Origin of the sequence: Acinetobacter pittii, assembly GCF_022449185.1 — a bacterium.
In the GTDB taxonomy this organism is placed as follows: Bacteria; Pseudomonadota; Gammaproteobacteria; order Pseudomonadales; family Moraxellaceae; genus Acinetobacter; species Acinetobacter pittii_I.
This window is the reverse complement of the sequence record NZ_JAKUKO010000002.1, coordinates 1-16,948: the sequence shown is the minus strand read 5'-3', so window position 1 is coordinate 16,948 and position 16,948 is coordinate 1. Positions and strand designations below refer to the sequence as shown.

General features: G+C 39.1%; 13 protein-coding genes and 1 rRNA gene. 7 read left to right on the top strand and 7 right to left on the bottom strand.

Annotated features, from left to right (window positions below; genetic code table 11):
• Positions 1-144: 144 nt before the first annotated feature.
• The 4 genes from MKX14_RS06105 to MKX14_RS06090 all read left to right on the top strand — a co-directional run bounded on the left by MKX14_RS06105 (position 145) and on the right by MKX14_RS06090 (position 6,187).
• Positions 145-768, top strand: coding sequence for a TetR/AcrR family transcriptional regulator (locus tag MKX14_RS06105; protein WP_240282038.1), 624 nt, complete (start codon positions 145-147; stop codon positions 766-768).
• Positions 769-938: 170 nt separating this feature from the next.
• On the top strand, positions 939-3,623 hold the full coding sequence (gene ppc / locus MKX14_RS06100) for a phosphoenolpyruvate carboxylase (RefSeq protein ID WP_240282037.1): 2,685 nt from the start codon (positions 939-941) through the stop codon (positions 3,621-3,623).
• Positions 3,624-3,920: 297 nt separating this feature from the next.
• Entirely contained in the window at positions 3,921-5,216 is a 1,296-nt protein-coding gene (gene ycdG / locus MKX14_RS06095) for a solute carrier family 23 protein (RefSeq protein WP_032012852.1), read from the top strand.
• 80 nt (positions 5,217-5,296) lie between these two features.
• Complete coding sequence (locus MKX14_RS06090) at positions 5,297-6,187, top strand: LysR family transcriptional regulator (protein ID WP_108009639.1); 891 nt, start codon at positions 5,297-5,299, stop codon at positions 6,185-6,187.
• 8 nt (positions 6,188-6,195) lie between these two features.
• Here MKX14_RS06090 and MKX14_RS06085 read toward each other — a convergent pair whose 3' ends face one another.
• The 3 genes from MKX14_RS06085 to ilvD all read right to left on the bottom strand — a co-directional run bounded on the left by MKX14_RS06085 (position 6,196) and on the right by ilvD (position 10,437).
• On the bottom strand, positions 6,196-6,927 hold the full coding sequence (locus tag MKX14_RS06085) for a sulfite exporter TauE/SafE family protein (protein WP_240282036.1): 732 nt from the start codon (positions 6,925-6,927) through the stop codon (positions 6,196-6,198).
• 77 nt (positions 6,928-7,004) lie between these two features.
• A complete protein-coding gene (locus tag MKX14_RS06080; protein ID WP_240282035.1) occupies positions 7,005-8,294 on the bottom strand; it encodes a hypothetical protein in 1,290 nt (429 codons plus the stop codon).
• 313 nt (positions 8,295-8,607) lie between these two features.
• A complete protein-coding gene (ilvD, locus tag MKX14_RS06075) occupies positions 8,608-10,437 on the bottom strand; it encodes a dihydroxy-acid dehydratase (RefSeq protein ID WP_069124289.1) in 1,830 nt (609 codons plus the stop codon).
• A 347-nt stretch (positions 10,438-10,784) separates the two neighbouring features.
• Here ilvD and fmt point away from each other — a divergent pair, with 347 nt between their 5' ends.
• On the top strand, positions 10,785-11,747 hold the full coding sequence (gene fmt / locus MKX14_RS06070) for a methionyl-tRNA formyltransferase (protein WP_240282034.1): 963 nt from the start codon (positions 10,785-10,787) through the stop codon (positions 11,745-11,747).
• Positions 11,744-13,048, top strand: a complete 1,305-nt coding sequence (gene rsmB / locus MKX14_RS06065) for a 16S rRNA (cytosine(967)-C(5))-methyltransferase RsmB (protein ID WP_240282033.1) — start codon at positions 11,744-11,746, stop codon at positions 13,046-13,048. Before fmt ends, rsmB begins: the two co-directional genes overlap by 4 nt.
• Positions 13,049-13,089: 41 nt before the next feature.
• Here the strand turns inward: rsmB and MKX14_RS06060 are convergent, their stop codons facing one another.
• Positions 13,090-13,233 (bottom strand): methionine/alanine import family NSS transporter small subunit, encoded by a 144-nt coding sequence (locus tag MKX14_RS06060; protein WP_046812142.1) that lies wholly within the window; start codon positions 13,231-13,233, stop codon positions 13,090-13,092.
• A gap of 12 nt (positions 13,234-13,245) precedes the next feature.
• A complete protein-coding gene (locus MKX14_RS06055; RefSeq protein WP_046812143.1) occupies positions 13,246-14,724 on the bottom strand; it encodes a sodium-dependent transporter in 1,479 nt (492 codons plus the stop codon).
• A 639-nt stretch (positions 14,725-15,363) separates the two neighbouring features.
• On the opposite strand from MKX14_RS06055, the gene MKX14_RS06050 reads away from it, so the two are divergent.
• The gene (locus tag MKX14_RS06050) at positions 15,364-16,068 is read left to right on the top strand and encodes a TIGR04219 family outer membrane beta-barrel protein (RefSeq protein WP_240282032.1); all 705 of its coding nucleotides are present in this window, start codon (positions 15,364-15,366) and stop codon (positions 16,066-16,068) included.
• Between the two features lie 48 nt (positions 16,069-16,116).
• Here MKX14_RS06050 and MKX14_RS06045 read toward each other — a convergent pair whose 3' ends face one another.
• Positions 16,117-16,713 (bottom strand): glutathione S-transferase family protein, encoded by a 597-nt coding sequence (locus tag MKX14_RS06045; protein WP_240282252.1) that lies wholly within the window; start codon positions 16,711-16,713, stop codon positions 16,117-16,119.
• Between the two features lie 160 nt (positions 16,714-16,873).
• Positions 16,874-16,948 (bottom strand): 5S ribosomal RNA (gene rrf / locus MKX14_RS18315); the annotation flags it as partial.

Genomic DNA, 16,948 nt, shown 5'->3' with positions numbered 1-16,948 from the left:
ATCGCTCTTATTCAAACTGATTTTTTAAGGCACAATATGCTTGCATCATAGTTTGTTTATTTTTTAATTAATATACCCATAGGTACATTAATTAAAGAAAAAAATATAAGCAATTGTTTTTTAAATTATTATTTAGAGGATTTTGTGCAAACAATTAATCAAAGTGGTCGCCCTAAAGATCTGGAAAAGCGTGCTCGTATCCTACAAGCCGCTAAAGCTATTTTTTTAAAATCTGGCTATCACGGAACCAGCATGAACCAGATTGCGCAGGAAGCAGGTGTCACTAAACTCACGGTTTATAATCACTTTCAAGACAAAGTGAATCTGTTTATCTGTGCTATTCAAGAAACCTGTGAAGAGACATTGGATACTAAACAATTTGACTTAGATACATCAGCAGACTTCCATCAAACACTCTTTAATGTATGTTCACGTGCGTTACAAATTATTTATTCACCTGAAGCATTAAAGCTTGACCATGTATTGATGGAGCTTGCAGCAGAACAGAATCCACTTGCCCTACAGTTTTTTGATGCATCACATACACGAATGGAAAATCAATTAGCTGAGTTTTTTCAAAAAGCTGCTCAATTAGGTTTTATTCAAGCCGATGATCCAATCTATCAAACAGAATTACTTTTGACCTTATTGCTTGGTGTACGCCATCACAAAGTTTTACTGGGCATTACGGTTGCCCCAAATGCTCAGGAGCTAGAGCAAATTATTCGCGATACAATTAATTTATTCTTGCTCAAATATCGGAATTAAACCAAAGTCCGATTGTCAAAAGTTGCGCTGAGTGCATGCCAGCTTTTAAGACACGACAAGCGAATTAAATGTTATTTTTTAAGCAAAAATTCACATTTTCTTACGCTCAAAGCTTGGAATGTTTGTTAATCGCGCTATATTCGATAAGAATAAGAACAGGAGAAAATAGCATGGTTCAGCAAATCGATGCGCCACTGCGTGAGGATGTCCGCTTACTTGGTAATTTATTAGGTGAAACCCTAAAACAACATGCTGGACAAGAACTGTTTAATCAGATCGAGCAAATCCGTGCTCTTGCCAAAGGTGCACGTGATGGTCAAGCTGAAGCCGAAAAGCAACTAGAACAATTATTTTTAGAACTGCCCGATGAAGAGTTACTTCCTCTCACCCGCGCTTTTTCTCATTTTTTAAATTTTGCCAATATTGCTGAGCAATATCATGTAGTGCGTAGCCGTAGACAGGCAGAATTTGATTCGGATGCAAACTCTCCGAATCCGCTTGTTCACTTATTTCAAAAATTTAAAGATAAAAGTATTTCGACAGAAAAACTGTTCCAGCAAATTTGCGATCTTAAGATTGAGTTAGTACTTACGGCACACCCAACTGAAGTGAGTCGTCGTACCCTGATTCAAAAATATGATGATATTAACGCTTGTCTCTCACAGCTTGATCAGCAAAAACTTACCCCACGCGAACGCCAAAATGCACTTGCGAATTTAAAGCAACAAATTAGTTCGGCTTGGCAAACAGATGAAATCAGACAGCACCGTCCAACTCCAGTCGATGAAGCAAAATGGGGATTTGCCACAATTGAGCAAACACTTTGGAATGCTGTACCTAAATTCATTCGTGAATTAAATGAATTAGTTCAAGAAAACTGCCAACTCAATTTACCACTTAATATTGCACCAGTACGTTTCGCATCTTGGATGGGCGGAGACCGTGATGGTAACCCGAACGTTACCCATCAAATTACCCAAGAAGTGCTGTGGTTATCACGCTGGCAAGCTGCCGATCTGTATTTAAGAGATATCGAAAACTTACGTTGGGAACTTTCAATCCAGACGTGTTCCGAAGAAATGATTCAGGCAATTGGTAGCCAACATGCCGAACCTTATCGTGAATATTTACGTGCTACACGAGAGCGTTTAAAAGCGACTCGACACTGGTTAGCTCAGCGTTTACAAGGCTTAGAAGCAGACGATAGCAATGTCATTAAAAGCAAAGATGAGCTTTTACAACCATTATTGCTGTGCTACCGCTCTTTAATCGACAGTAACCTACCTGAAATTGCGAATGGTCAACTGCTCGACTTTATCCACCGTGTGAACTGTTTTGGTATTGAATTACTTAAACTCGACATTCGCCAAGAATCAGGCCGTCATCGCCAAGCGATTTCAGCAATTACCGAATATTTAGGTTTAGGTAATTTTGAGTCATGGACCGAACAAGCGCGCCAAAATTTCCTCATTCAGGAATTACAAAGCAAACGCCCGCTTTTACCGAAATATATTAATGAGCCTGAAGGCAGTTTGATTGGTCATCCAGATGTTCAAGAAGTATTTGCAACCATGCGTACTTTGGCAGACCAACCACCTGAGTCTTTAGGGGCTTATATTATTTCTATGGCTGAATATCCAAGTGATGTTTTAGCTGTGTTGTTATTGCAAAAAGAAGCAGGTATTCAGCACCCTTTACGTGTAGTTCCTCTATTTGAAACTTTAAAAGACTTAGATGGCGCTGCAACAACCATGAATACGCTGTTCAATATGCATTGGTATAAACAGCACATTCAGGGTAAACACGAAGTCATGATCGGTTACTCCGACTCTGCAAAAGATGCCGGTTTTATGTCTGCCAACTGGGCGCAATATCGTGCTCAAGAAGAGCTGACTGCTATTGCTCGTACACACAGCGTACAGTTAACACTATTCCATGGTCGTGGCGGTTCAATTAGCCGTGGTGGCGCACCAACCCAACAAGCACTATTTTCACAGCCGCCGGGTTCGATCTCTGGTGCAATTCGTGTCACAGAACAAGGTGAAATGATCCGTTTCAAATTCGGTCTAGAAGGTATTGCCATGCAAAACCTTGAAATCTATACCGCAGCAACACTTGAAGCGACATTATTACCACCACCAGAGCCTAAAGCCGAATGGCGTGAACTCATGAACCGTATGACAGATCATTCTGTTAAGGTCTATCGCCAGACAGTTCGTGAAAACCCACATTTTGTGAAGTATTTACGTACGGTTACGCCTGAACTCGAATTACAAATGTTGCCTTTAGGCTCGCGTCCTGCAAAACGAAAAGTGAGTGGCGGCATCGAGTCTTTACGTGCGATTCCATGGGTATTTGCTTGGACACAAATTCGTTTGATGTTACCTGCATGGCTAGGTACAGGTGCTGCCATTAATGAAGTGATTGCCGATCAGCAAAAAGCAACACTTGATGAAATGCTTCAGCAATGGCCTTATTTCCAGACGCTGATTGATATGCTGGAAATGGTATTGTCTAAAGCCGATGCCAATATTGCACTCTATTACGAGTCTCATTTGACTGAAGATGAAGATTTGAAAGTTCTTGGTAACCAATTACGTCAGCGCCTAAAAGATGCTGTGCAAACTTTATTAACCTTAAAAGATGAATCAAAGCTTCTGAGTAATAATGATGTTCTTGATCAATCCATGCAGGTTCGTAAACCTTACTTATTGCCTTTGCATCTTTTACAGGCTGAACTCATGAAGCGTCGTCGTGATTATCTTGCTGAGCGTCAGGCAGAACACACCCCTGTTGACCATGCACTTATGGTGAGTATTGCAGGTATTGCGGCTGGTTTACGTAATACAGGCTAAGCTGATTTTACCGATTGTTTTATAAAGCAGTGCATCTCGATGTGCTGCTTTTTACTTGCAAAGTTCTTTATTTTTCTTAAATTTTCTCCGATTTTCTATTTTTTTGAATATTTTTTAAAAATCATAAAATTAATTTTTATGAGAAAAAAATAACTAAATACGCACATTTAGTTTTTTTAAAATTATACCAATCGTTAAAAAATAATTACTTTTCACTCACATACTTCTCTGTAGAGATTAAATGCACTCTCAAGAAAGAGTATCATGGCAGCAATTAAAGAATAATGAGCTTATTTTATGTCCAATTGGTTTCCAAAATGGCAGCCTTACCAAGGTGATATTGACCATCGGCCAGTCTCTACCAATGAATATCTCCCACCCGTTCAAAGTGCTGTTTTGGGTATTCAACATGCATTTGCCATGTTTGGAGCGACTGTTTTAGCACCTTTACTCATGGGTTTTAATCCTAACCTTGCTATTTTAATGTCTGGAATCTGTACCATCTTGTTCTTTTTAATTACAGGTGGTCGTGTTCCAAGTTACTTAGGTTCAAGTTTTGCCTTTATTGGTGTGGTTGCAGCTGCAACTGGGCATATTACAGGTTCGGGTGCCAATCCAAATCTATCTATGGCTTTAGGTGGAATCGTAGCATGTGGCGTTTTTTATGCCATCATCGGTTTTATCGTGATGCTTACTGGTACACGCTGGATTGAAAAACTCATGCCGCCTGTGGTGACTGGTGCCATTGTGATGATTATTGGTCTAAACCTTGCACCTGTTACGATTAAAGGTGTTGCAGGCCAACCATTTGAAATGTGGATGGCCTTAATTACTGTACTTTGTATGGGTAGTATTGCAGTCTTTACTCGTGGCCTGTTGCAACGTTTACTTCTGTTGATTGGTTTGATCTTGGCATATGCAATTTACGCCATCACCACCAATGGGTTAGGTTTAGGTAAACCCATCGATTTTAGCCAGATCTCACAAGCTGCATGGTTCGGGATTCCAAGCTTTTCGCATCCTACTTTTGACACGAATGCTATGCTAATTATTGCACCAGTTGCACTTATCTTAGTAGCAGAAAACCTAGGACATATTAAAGCTGTTGGCGCGATGACTGGTGAAAACCTGACTCCACAATTAGGTAAAGCATTTGTTGCAGATGGTTTGGCAACAACATTATCTGGTAGTGTCGGCGCTCCTGGGATGACTACTTACGGTGAAAACATTGGTGTGATGGCAGTCACTCGTGTGTACTCAACCATTGTTTTCGTCATCGCAGGTGTCTTTGCAATTTTCTTAGGGCTATCTCCAAAATTTGGCGCGGTAATTAGTACGATTCCAAGCGCAGTTTTAACAGGTGCATCTATTGTCGTATTTGGTTTGATTACCATTGCTGGGGCCAAAATCTGGATCGAAAACAAAGTTGATTTTTCTAACAATAAAAATCTAATTGTTGCTTCAGTCACGATTATTTTAGGTGCTGGTAACTTTGAATTATTGTTCGGTAACTTCAATTTAGGTGGTATTGGTACCGCAACTTTTGCGGCCATTATTTTAAATTGGCTGTTTAGTTTAAAAGATAAAACCTAAATTCAAAAAGGCAGCGCAAGCTGCCTTTTTTTATTACTATTTAGTATGATGACTTTTTAGCCTTCAATACGTTCCCTGTCATGCGTTTTGATTTTTTTGATTTACAACTGGTTCTTCATATTGTCTCTACGGGTAGTCTAACCAAAGGTGCAGACCGCTCTGCAATTTCACTTCAAGCCGCCAGTGAACGTATAAAAAAACTCGAACAATATTTTGAAACGCCCTTATTTATTCGCCAGACGACGGGAGTGGAGCTCACCACAGCGGGACACGCGTTTGTAGAGCATGCCCGTCAACTGATGACACAAAAAGAACAACTCGAACAAGAAATGCAGCGTTTTAGGCCGCCTACAACAGAGTCATTAACGCTTTGGTGTAACTCTTCTGCTCAAAGCGAATATTTGCCTCCGTTATTACCGCAATATTTGGTGCTTCATCCTGAAATGAACATTGATTTACACGAGGCAGAAAGTTCAGAAATTGTAGAGGCATTAACGCAAGGAGTTGCAAATCTTGGGCTGGTCTCAAGTTTTTTTGATACTAGACATTTGCAAACTAAAGAATTTGCTAGTGATCCATTAGTTCTGATTTGTCCTGCTAAGCATGAGTTGGCTCAATATCAAGAGCTGAACTTAGTAGAGGCTCTAAGCTATGGTTTTATTGGTCTTAAGACTCATCACTCTTTGCAACAGTCCATTGAAACTCAAGCTAAGTTATTAGGCTTTAACATACAGTACCGTTTGCGCTTACCTAACTTTGGGGCGATTGCTGAGGTCGTTGCCAAAGGCGTTGGAATTGCGATTATGCCAGCTCGTGCCGCACAGCGTTTGCAATCAAACTACGATTTTCATTCCATTCAACTGCAAGGCGCGTGGGCAAATCGTAAACTACTTTTAGCCACACAAAATTTCAACCAGCTGCCTAGCAGTTACCAACAATTTTCAGATTTTTTATTGCAACATCGCCCTTAAAAATTGGCTTAATGTAAAATCATATAAAGCCCTAATGACACCAAACCTATAAAAAAGATACGGCGAAATAACTGCTCATTTAACCGATAACGGATTTTTTTACCTAACCACATTCCAACGAGCGCTGCCAACAATGCAGCAAAAGATAAACGATAATCCAATGTCATTCCCGACATAGGGTTGTGGTGTAAAAAGACTGCAAGGCAAATGGTAGAGACAGTAAACGTTAGTCCTAAAGCCTGAACCAACTCATCACGCTTTAAATGTAAAGACTGCAAATAAGGAACGATAGGAATAATAATGACACCAGTTGCTACGGTCACTGCCCCACCAATATATCCAATAATCGGCGATAGCCAACGCTCATACTTACTTAAGTGCGGAAGCTTTTTGACACATAGTCCATAAAGCCCATATAAGGCCAACATACAGCCTAATAAAATTTCACTACTCTGCCCATGGCTTTGACTTAAAGTCGGTAGAAAACTCCATATTGAACCGACCACAATGCCTACGAGTAAGGTCCAGAAACGGCGAATAAAAGCCCAGACATGTCCTTCAGCAAAAAGTTGCCAGACATTGGTGACCATTGAAGGAACTATCAGAAGAGAAGCTGCCTGAAAAGGGCTCATTGCGATGGTGAGTAAGCCCATAGATACTGCGGGCAATCCTAAACCAATCATGCCTTTAATCATGCCAGCGAAGGCAAAGACCACCATAATAATTGCTAAAAAAGTCACTGTTTATCTCCGATTCCTTAAAGGATATGCTACGGAAAAAACAGGTATTGCCCTATTCTTGTTTTTAGAAGTAGGCCTCAATTAAAAGTTGAGGCTGTTTTATATTTCTCTTCTAATACATTACTAAAAATACTTTCGATCATCCATACACGATACAAGCTATTAAATACGTAGCTCTGACCATCAATACGCAGCTCTAAAACTGGCAAATCAGGCTGATGCTTGTCTTTGCAAAGTGCATCATTCTGCGCCAAAACAGATTGCACATCTTGGTCGGTTAGCTGCTCAATCCCAAGTTGCTGCTGTAACTGTTGAAAATGTTTTAAGAAAGATAAATCTTTTCCTTTCGTCCAAACTGCCTGCAATATTGTAAAAATTGTATCGATTTGCTGATTCTCTTGCACACTATAGAAAAGCTTTGCCATCTCTAATGTGCTTTCCTCAGTAGGACGACAAAATGGCGTAAAAGCCACACCTGTTCGTTTAGAAACACGAGTCGCCAAACTCCAGTCAAACCAGTCCCGACCTTGATAACTTAAAGGGTAAACTTTCAGTTGAATATCATAATAATCAGCCAGCTCTTCCTTAATATAGGCAAGTAACAGCCAACTCATTGGATCTTCTAAAGCAATATAGATATCAAGCTCAGGATGAAGGGTCTGAATCTCGGTGAGTGCCTCAGCATCATTAATCAAATGTTCACGCCATTCGATATGATTAATTAAAAAAATTGGATTACCCGTCAGTAATTTTTGCTGCTTCAGACGACGAGTTAAACGTAGTAAATCATCTACTGCGTGATATTTACGTCCACCAAATTCAAAGTATGCCGCAGGTACAGGCTCATCCGTAAAAATGCGTTCTGAAAAATGTTGAGGAAGCTGATGTTTAACTGCCATGGCATGTAAAGTTCGCAACTTTCCATATTGTTGTTGCCAAAGCATGTGGAAAATATCTTCTAGTAAATGGAAGAAATTCTGACCTTGTAATGGGGTTCTTTTTAATATGACTGCCGCTTGTTTTAAAGATTCTGGGCTTGGGATTTCTGGAAACTCATCAAAACCGAAACGATGTTGTTTGGCTAATATCTTGGCATCATTCAGACAATAATTCTGCCACTCTTCATACGACATGCTGTTTGGAGGTTCAGAAGCCGTATGGGAAATAATAATTTTTAAAGGCTTAAGTTCATCACTTAAAATTTCATCTAGCTGAGACAATTGCTGAACAGCCAAATAGCTATACACATCATCAAGTCGTAAATAAATACTTAAACCATTTTCCGTGGGTAACACCGCTTGACGAGAAGGCTTTTGGTAAAACCAGCTCGATCGAATAGGGTCAAACCAACGGCGTAGCAGTGACATGAGTTGTGCCTCTAAAAAATAAATCCTAAGCGAGATCAAAGATTGTTTTGATCATAGTGCAAGGTAAAACAGTAGTCGAGATTGAAATATAACTACCTTAGTTTACGCAGAAAATAAGTCATGTTTTTAGCAAGTTTCTACGTAGGTGAAGATTTTATCACCATTTTATGGCAAACCCATAGAATGATCTAAAAACACCTTTTTCTACAAGCTGATTTTATTTACCAGACATGAAAAATGCACCCTTAACATGATAGCAATTCATCGTGTTAAAGGGTGCATGATTCATAATCAATTATTAAAATTGAATATTTTATAGAACGCGTACAGCTCCTTTCGCTGCACTTGTTGTATGCATTGCATAAACTTTTAACGCTTTTGATACTTTACGTTTACGTTCTTCTTTCGGATGCCAGCCTTTCGCTTCTTGCACTGTACGACGATGTGCCATAGTCGCATCATCAACGTTTAAGTGAATCGTACGGTTTGGAATATCGATTTCAATAGTATCGCCATCTTCAACCAAACCAATTGCACCGCCTTCAGCCGCTTCTGGTGAAACATGACCAATCGAAAGACCTGATGAACCACCAGAGAAACGACCATCTGTTACTAATGCACAGTCTTTTCCTAAACCTTTCGATTTAAGATAGCTGGTTGGGTAAAGCATTTCTTGCATACCCGGACCACCACGTGGACCTTCATAGCGAATCACCACCACATCGCCAGCTTTAATATCATGACCCAAAATTGCATCTACAGCTGCATCTTGGCTCTCAAATACACGTGCTGTGCCCGTAAATTTCAAGATCGATTCATCTACACCCGCGGTTTTCACGATACAACCATCAAGCGCGATATTGCCGTATAGAACTGCTAAACCACCATCTTTAGAGAATGCATTTTCTGCATTACGGATAACGCCTTTTTCACGGTCGCCATCTAATGTTGAATAATAGCGATTTTGCGAGAATGCAACTTGAGTTGGAACACCACCTGGAGATGAGCGGTAGAATTCATAAACGTCTGCATCTTCAGTACGAATAATATCCCACTTATCCAACGCATCTTTTAAAGTTTTCTCGTGTACAGTCGGTACAGATACATCAAGCAACTTCGCGCGATCAAGTTCGCCTAAGATCGCCATGATACCGCCAGCACGATGAACATCTTCCATATGAACGTCTTGTTTTGCAGGCGCTACTTTAGACAGTACAGGAACTCGACGTGATAATTCGTCAATATCATCCATTGTAAAATCAACTTCTGCTTCACTTGCCGCAGCCAATAAATGCAGAACGGTATTGGTTGAACCACCCATTGCAATATCAAGGGTCATCGCATTTTTAAATGCAGCCTTGGTTGCAATTGAACGAGGTAAAATGCTTGCATCTTCTTGTTCATAATAGCGCTTAGCTAATTCAACAATAAGTTGGCCCGCTTTTAAGAATAATTTTTTACGGTTTGCATGCGTCGCAACAATCGAACCATTACCCGGTAAAGATAAACCTAAAGCTTCTGTTAAACAGTTCATTGAGTTTGCAGTGAACATACCTGAACATGAACCACAGGTTGGACATGCCGAACGTTCAAATTCTTCAACTTCTTCGTCTGTATAACTTTCATCAGCCGCAACAACCATTGCATCAACAAGGTCAATCGCTTTTTCATTACCGCGGAACTTAACCTTACCAGCTTCCATTGGTCCGCCAGACACGAAAACAACAGGAATATTCAGACGCATCGCAGCCATGAGCATTCCCGGAGTAATCTTGTCACAGTTTGAAATACACACCATGGCATCTGCACAGTGTGCATTCACCATATATTCAACTGAGTCAGCAATCAAATCACGTGATGGTAAAGAATAAAGCATGCCGTCATGCCCCATTGCGATCCCGTCATCTACTGCGATCGTATTGAACTCTTTAGCAACACCACCTGCTGCCTGAATTTCTGCTGCGACAAGCTGCCCTAGATCTTTAAGATGTACATGGCCCGGCACAAATTGAGTAAATGAGTTGACCACCGCAATAATCGGTTTGCCGAAATCCTCATCTTTCATTCCTGTTGCACGCCATAAGCCACGTGCGCCAGCCATATTTCTTCCGTGTGTCGATGTTTTTGAACGATAGTCAGGCATTAGTGTTTCCAACAAGTTGTGCTTGAGCGGAATTTTTCCCGCTCTGGCGAATGATACTGATATAGCGTTAGATCAGTCGGAATATTGACTCATCATCATAATTTGATCATTCTCCATTCTATAGAAGCAAATAATATTCGGAAAGCCAAGAACAGTAATAGACAGTCAATATTTAGCAAAACTTACATGAATAATTTTTTATTTTTTCATAACCTTTTTTTATCAATAAAAGTTTTTCAATAATTTTTTGTTCACTATTTAAAAACTAAAATGCTCAATCACCATGAGTTTAGGGCTTCAATCGTTTTTCACGTATACTACGCCTAAACTCTTTTTGGATTGCATTTGTGAAAATTATTTTTGCTGGCACCCCCGAATTTGCTGCAACAGCATTGGCGGCTTTATTAAAAACTTCCCATGAAATTATCGCGGTTTATACTCAGCCAGATCGTAAATCGGGTCGTGGACAAAAACTAACGCCTTCTCCTGTAAAACAACTTGCTCTTGAGCATAATATCCCTGTTTATCAACCCCTTCACTTCAAAGCTTCAACCGAAGAAGGTTTAGCAGCTCAACAAGAACTGGCAGCTTTAGGTGCTGATGTGATGGTGGTTGCAGCCTATGGTTTGATCCTTCCACAAGCTGTGCTCGATACACCTAAATATGGCTGTTTAAATATTCACGGCTCACTATTACCTCGTTGGCGTGGTGCAGCACCAATTCAGCGTGCGATTGCAACAGGTGACAACGAAACTGGTATCACTATCATGCAAATGGCTGCTGGTTTAGATACAGGCGATATGATGTATAAAACATACTGTCCAATTACTGCCGAAGATACCTCAGCGACTTTGCATGACAAACTCGCAGCTCAAGGTGCAACAGCAATTTGTGCGGTACTCGAGTCAGAAGCAACACTACAAAAATATTTGGCAGAACGCGAAGTTCAAGACGAAAGCTTAACGGTCTATGCTCATAAACTCGTAAAGTCAGAAGCTCGTATTGACTGGTCAATTAATGCTGTTCAAGTTGACCGAAATATTCGTGCATTCAACCCTTGGCCAGTTGCTTTTGTTCAACTTGATGAAAATAATGCTCTACGTGTCTGGAACTCTTTAGTATCTAGCCAAAGCAAAGCGAATGCTCAAGCTGGTGAAATTATTGCAATCGATAAACAAGGTGTGCACGTTGCTTGCGGTGAAAATACATTTATTTGTCTGACTAGCGTGCAGTGGCCGGGTGGCAAAGCATTAAACGCTCAACAAATTGCACAAACTCAAAAACTTCATGTAGGACAAATTTTGCCATGAGTCAGGTTACCTCAAATTCCTCACGTTTTAACCTGCGTGCTCAAGTCGTCCAGACGTTACTAAAAGTTCAGCAAGGCCAATCACTCGCTAGTATTTTAAATACACAGTTGAATCAGGTCGCAGAGCGTGATCGTGCTTTGTTTCATGAGCTTGTATTAGGTACATTGCGTCAATGGTTTGCACTTAAATCAATTAGCCTACCGCTACTCAGCAAGCCTTTAAATAATGAGGCATTAGAAACCTGTCTTTATGTTGGTCTTTATCAAGTTTTATGCACGCGTATTGCAGTACATGCCGCTATTTCAGAAACAGTCGATGCGACTAAACAACTTGGTTTCCCTGCACTCAGTGGTATTGTGAATGCAATTTTACGCCGAGCTACTCGTGAGACTGATGACTTTCAGCAAGGCTTACAGCAGGCGCATGGCTTACCAAGCTGGCTTTTCAAACGCTTAAAAAAGGATTGGGGTGAACAAACTGAATCTCTCTGTCAATCTTTGAAGCAAGTCGCGCCTTTAACCTTAAGGGTGAACCAACGTCATATTGGCCGCGATGCTTATTTAGCAAAACTACAAAGTTTAGATATTCAGGCACGTGCTTGTACTTTGTCTGGGGCAGGTATTGTTCTTGAACAGTCTGTACAAATTACTCAACTACCTGGTTTTGAACAAGGTTGGTTTTCTGTACAAGATGAACACGCTCAGCTTTGCGCAACATTATTGCCAGATTTGAACGATAAAATAGTAGTTGATGCGTGTGCTGCCCCAGGTGGTAAAACTGCTCACTTACTTGAAAAATTTAAACCTGCTCAGCTCATTGCGATTGATCAGGACCCAAGCCGTTTAGTGCGTGTAACTGAGAACTTAAATCGCTTAGCACTTGATCAAAGTCATACGGAAATTTTGGCAGCCGATGCAACTCAATGGGTACCTGCACAGCCAGTAGATTGTATCGTGCTTGATGCACCATGTTCTGCCACAGGGGTTATTCGTCGCCATCCTGACATACGCCTATTGCGCCAATCTACCGATATAGCTCAAACCATTGAGCTACAAAAGCAGATCTTGGACCACATGTGGCAGCAACTTAAAGTTGGCGGCACATTACTTTACATCACCTGTTCAATTTTAAAAGCTGAAAATGAACAGCAGATGATGAAATTTTTTGCTGTAAATCGAAATGCAAAAGAGATCAAGATTGACGCTGATTGGGGAATTGAGCAAACCTATGGTCGCCAATTACTGCCACAAGCGCAGTCTGGTGACGGATTTTATTATTGTAAAATCCAAAAAATTGCATAAAAAAAAGCAGGCTTTAAGCCTGCTTTTTTACTCGATCAGCATTAAAGTGTGTGCTGATCTTTTACTTCTTCTAAAACATCATCTAACTCTTCAGGATGTTTTGTTAAATGTATGATGGATAAAGCTAATCCACCCCATACAAACACCATTGAAATTACCATCATTACGATTGCCGAAGTATTCATTATTCTATTCTCCTAGCGATCTTTCATTTTACTTAACACGATAGCAACAACTGCACAGAAAATCACACTGCCCCAGCCGAATATACCTTGTAAGCTCATACTATAAGTATCATAGCCATTTTTGATCAAATTAAATACGGTCATACTAAGCGTAGTTAACAAGATTAAAGAAGTGATCACAGTTAAAGTGAAATCCCACCCCTTACCCAAATGAATAGTTGAAATACTGTTGATATGATCACGCAATTTAACCAAAGCGGAACGATTAAACCAAACAATACAAATAATCGATATGAAGGCACCACCCACAATACCAATATTGTTGATAAAGTGGTCAACTATATCTACTAATTTAATTGCATTTACACTTGAGAATAGAATAATTGATACAAGTGCACTACCACCACCAATAATAGTTACAGCCTTCTTACGCCCCCACTTCAACTTGTCTTGCATTGCTGCAATAGGTACTTCCAAAATACTCACCATTGAAGAAATACCAGCAACAAATAATGAAGAGAAGAATAAAAGACCAAATAAATCAGCACTTTCACCTAAACTTGAAATGATTTTCGGGAATGCAATAAATGCTAGACCAATACCGCCACTTACAACATCTTTAACCTCTGTACCCGCAGCATGTGCCATAAAGCCTAAAGCAGCAAAGATACCAATACCAGCAAGAATTTCAGTTGATGCATTGGCAAAACCAACGATCAAACCAGAGCCCGTTAGATTCGTTTTAGGTTTCAAATATGATGAATATGTCACCATAATCCCGAAACCAACAGATAATGAGAAGAAAGTATGGCCATAAGCCGCTAGCCAAACTTTATAATCCATCATTGCTGACCAGTTCGGCGTAAAGAAAGCATTTAAGCCTTGAACCGCGCCTGGTAAACGTAATGATTGAATCACTAAAATAGTGAAGAGAATGAATAATAAAGGCATGAAAATCTTATTCGATAATTCAACCCCTTTTTTCACACCACCATAAAGAATGATTAGAGTAAGTGCCCAAATCCCAACAATCGGCCAGAATAAATGACCTACAAACTGTAAATCAAAACCGGTTGCTTTTGTGGTCTGCAAATAGGTATTAAAGAAAAAACCTTCCGGATCACTTCCCCACATTTGGCCAATAGAGAAGTAAACATAACTACCAGCCCAAGTGAGTACACTTGCATAGTACAAACCAATGATGATACAGACACAAACTTGCCACCAACCTAATGTTTCCCCGCCTTTAAATAGGGCACGATACGCTTTAGGAGGTGAACCAGTACTACGATGTCCTACCGCATAATCTAAAAATAATAACGGTAAACCAGCAGTAATGAGTGCCAATAGATAGGGAATAAGAAACGCACCGCCACCATTTTCATAAGCAACGTATGGAAAGCGCCAGATATTACCTAAGCCTACAGCCGAACCAACGGCTGCAATAATAAAACCAGATCGTGACGTCCAGTTTTCACGAGAATCTGTCATAGAACACCTAATGTTAAAAGATTACTTATTTTTACTGCTATTGTTGATTGTTATTCCGCATGCAAAAAAAGAACCAAAAAATACTTTTGTGTTTGTAGAAAATAAAAAGCACCTTTTGAGTATTTTTATTCCCTTAACAAACAAGCAAAAATAGAAAATTCTTCCTTAAAGATTTTTGTCCATTTTTTGCCCCTATATAGCTGAACAATACCTGTTTTTATTTCTTTTTACTGTAATTTCCGTCAGAAATTTTACGAATTTTCTGAGTTTTTTTCACAATTGGTTATTTTTCAGCTAATATTTACGTACTACTACTTGTAGATCAAAATTATTATTCAATGCAATTTTATTGCAATCCCTGAAAATACTTATTTAATTACTAAACTTATCCACTAATTTATTTTTAACTCCCCAGTTATCAATTAAAATTTAATAAGTCCCATACGATTGACAAAATTTATACTAAATTTTCTACAAGATTAAACTCATTTAAATGAAGAATAAAATATTAATTATTTGAATTAAATAAATTTTTTTAAGGTTTAAAAATTTACTCATATCACACACCTCAAATCCTTATTTTTTATCAATGCATCTGTAGCAAGATGTCTATATCATGCGCTCAAAGATTTCTTTTATGTGGATGTAAAAATGAAAATATTAAAAATATCTTTATTAACGCTCGGGATAGGCTTAAGTGGCTTTGCTCAAGCAGACTTCGTAGGAGTAAAAGGCGACGTAGGTTACTGGTTCTATGACGGTAAAGCTAATATGTCTTCTCAATCACCTGAAGATCAGGATTTAGATCAAAAAGGTAGTGCTCAAATCTCATTAGCAGTAGAACACCCAATTCCATTTATTCCAAATGCAAAAATTCGTTATGTAAATTTAGATACCGAAACTAAATCAGAAACTTTAGGTCAAGCCAACTATAAAGTTGATTTAGATCATAGCGATTTCATCCTCTACTACGAGTTACTAGATAATATCGTAAGTGTAGATGCGGGTCTTGGTGCAACTGTATTAAATGGTGATATTACTGCCTATACAGGTAAGCGCGTGGATATTGATAAAACATATCCTATTGCTTATTTGTCAGGTGAAGTAAAACTTCCATTTACAGGCTTAAGTGCTAAAGGTGAAGCAACTTATACAAACTTTGATGATGCACGAATTACAGATGCACTGGCAGAAGTAAAATATAAATTTGCAGATAACCTACTCATTGATCTGGGTCTAACAGCAGGTTATCGCGTACTTAATATCGACTTAGATGACTATGATAACAATGATCTTAAATTTGAGTTTAAAGGCCCATATGTAGGTCTAGAAGCACATTTCTAAATCAGAATTTCAGAACTAAAAAAGAACTCGATATGAGTTCTTTTTTATTTAAATCATATCTACATAACCTAAATATTTTCGAATTCTTTGACACCACGCTTGAATATTTGGATATAGCTCCAAATCAAAACCACCTTCTTCAGCGACATGCGTGTATGCATACAAGGCAATGTCAGCAATAGTTAATTGATCTCCAACAAGATAGTCGTGATCTACTAAAGCTTTATCCATAATAGACAGTGCTTTATGGCCTTTTGGCTGTAAATTATGGTATTCCTCTATTCTTTCTGGTGGTAACCCTAAATATTTATTAATAAAACGAGCAACTGCAATAAATGGTTCATGACTATACTGCTCAAAGAACATCCATTGGTACATTTTTGCTTTAATAAAAGGATCTGTAGGAATAAATTTTGTTCCTTCAGCCAAGTAACCTAAGATAGCATTCGACTCACTCATAACACGACCATCTTCTAGGACTAATACAGGTATTTTTCCATTAGGATTTAACGACAAAAAATCAGCTGATTGAGTTTCTTTGTTTAAAATATCAACGTGGATCCATCTATGATTAATATTTAATAAGGAAAGTAATAGTTTTATCTTATAGCAGTTACCCGAACCGACATCACCATAAATTATCATAGATGCTCTTCCCTTATTATGCATACTTAAAAGATTAATTTTCTTATTATTTATAGCACAACTCTTCCTTGGTATTTTTATATTTATTCCCCCACACATATATTTTTTATCGCAATAAAAAACACCCCCACTCTTACGAATGGGGGTGTTTGGAATAATGAGCTGGCGATGACTTACTCTCACATGGGTAACCCCACACTACCATCAGCGCTAAGAGGTTTCACTTCTGAGTTCG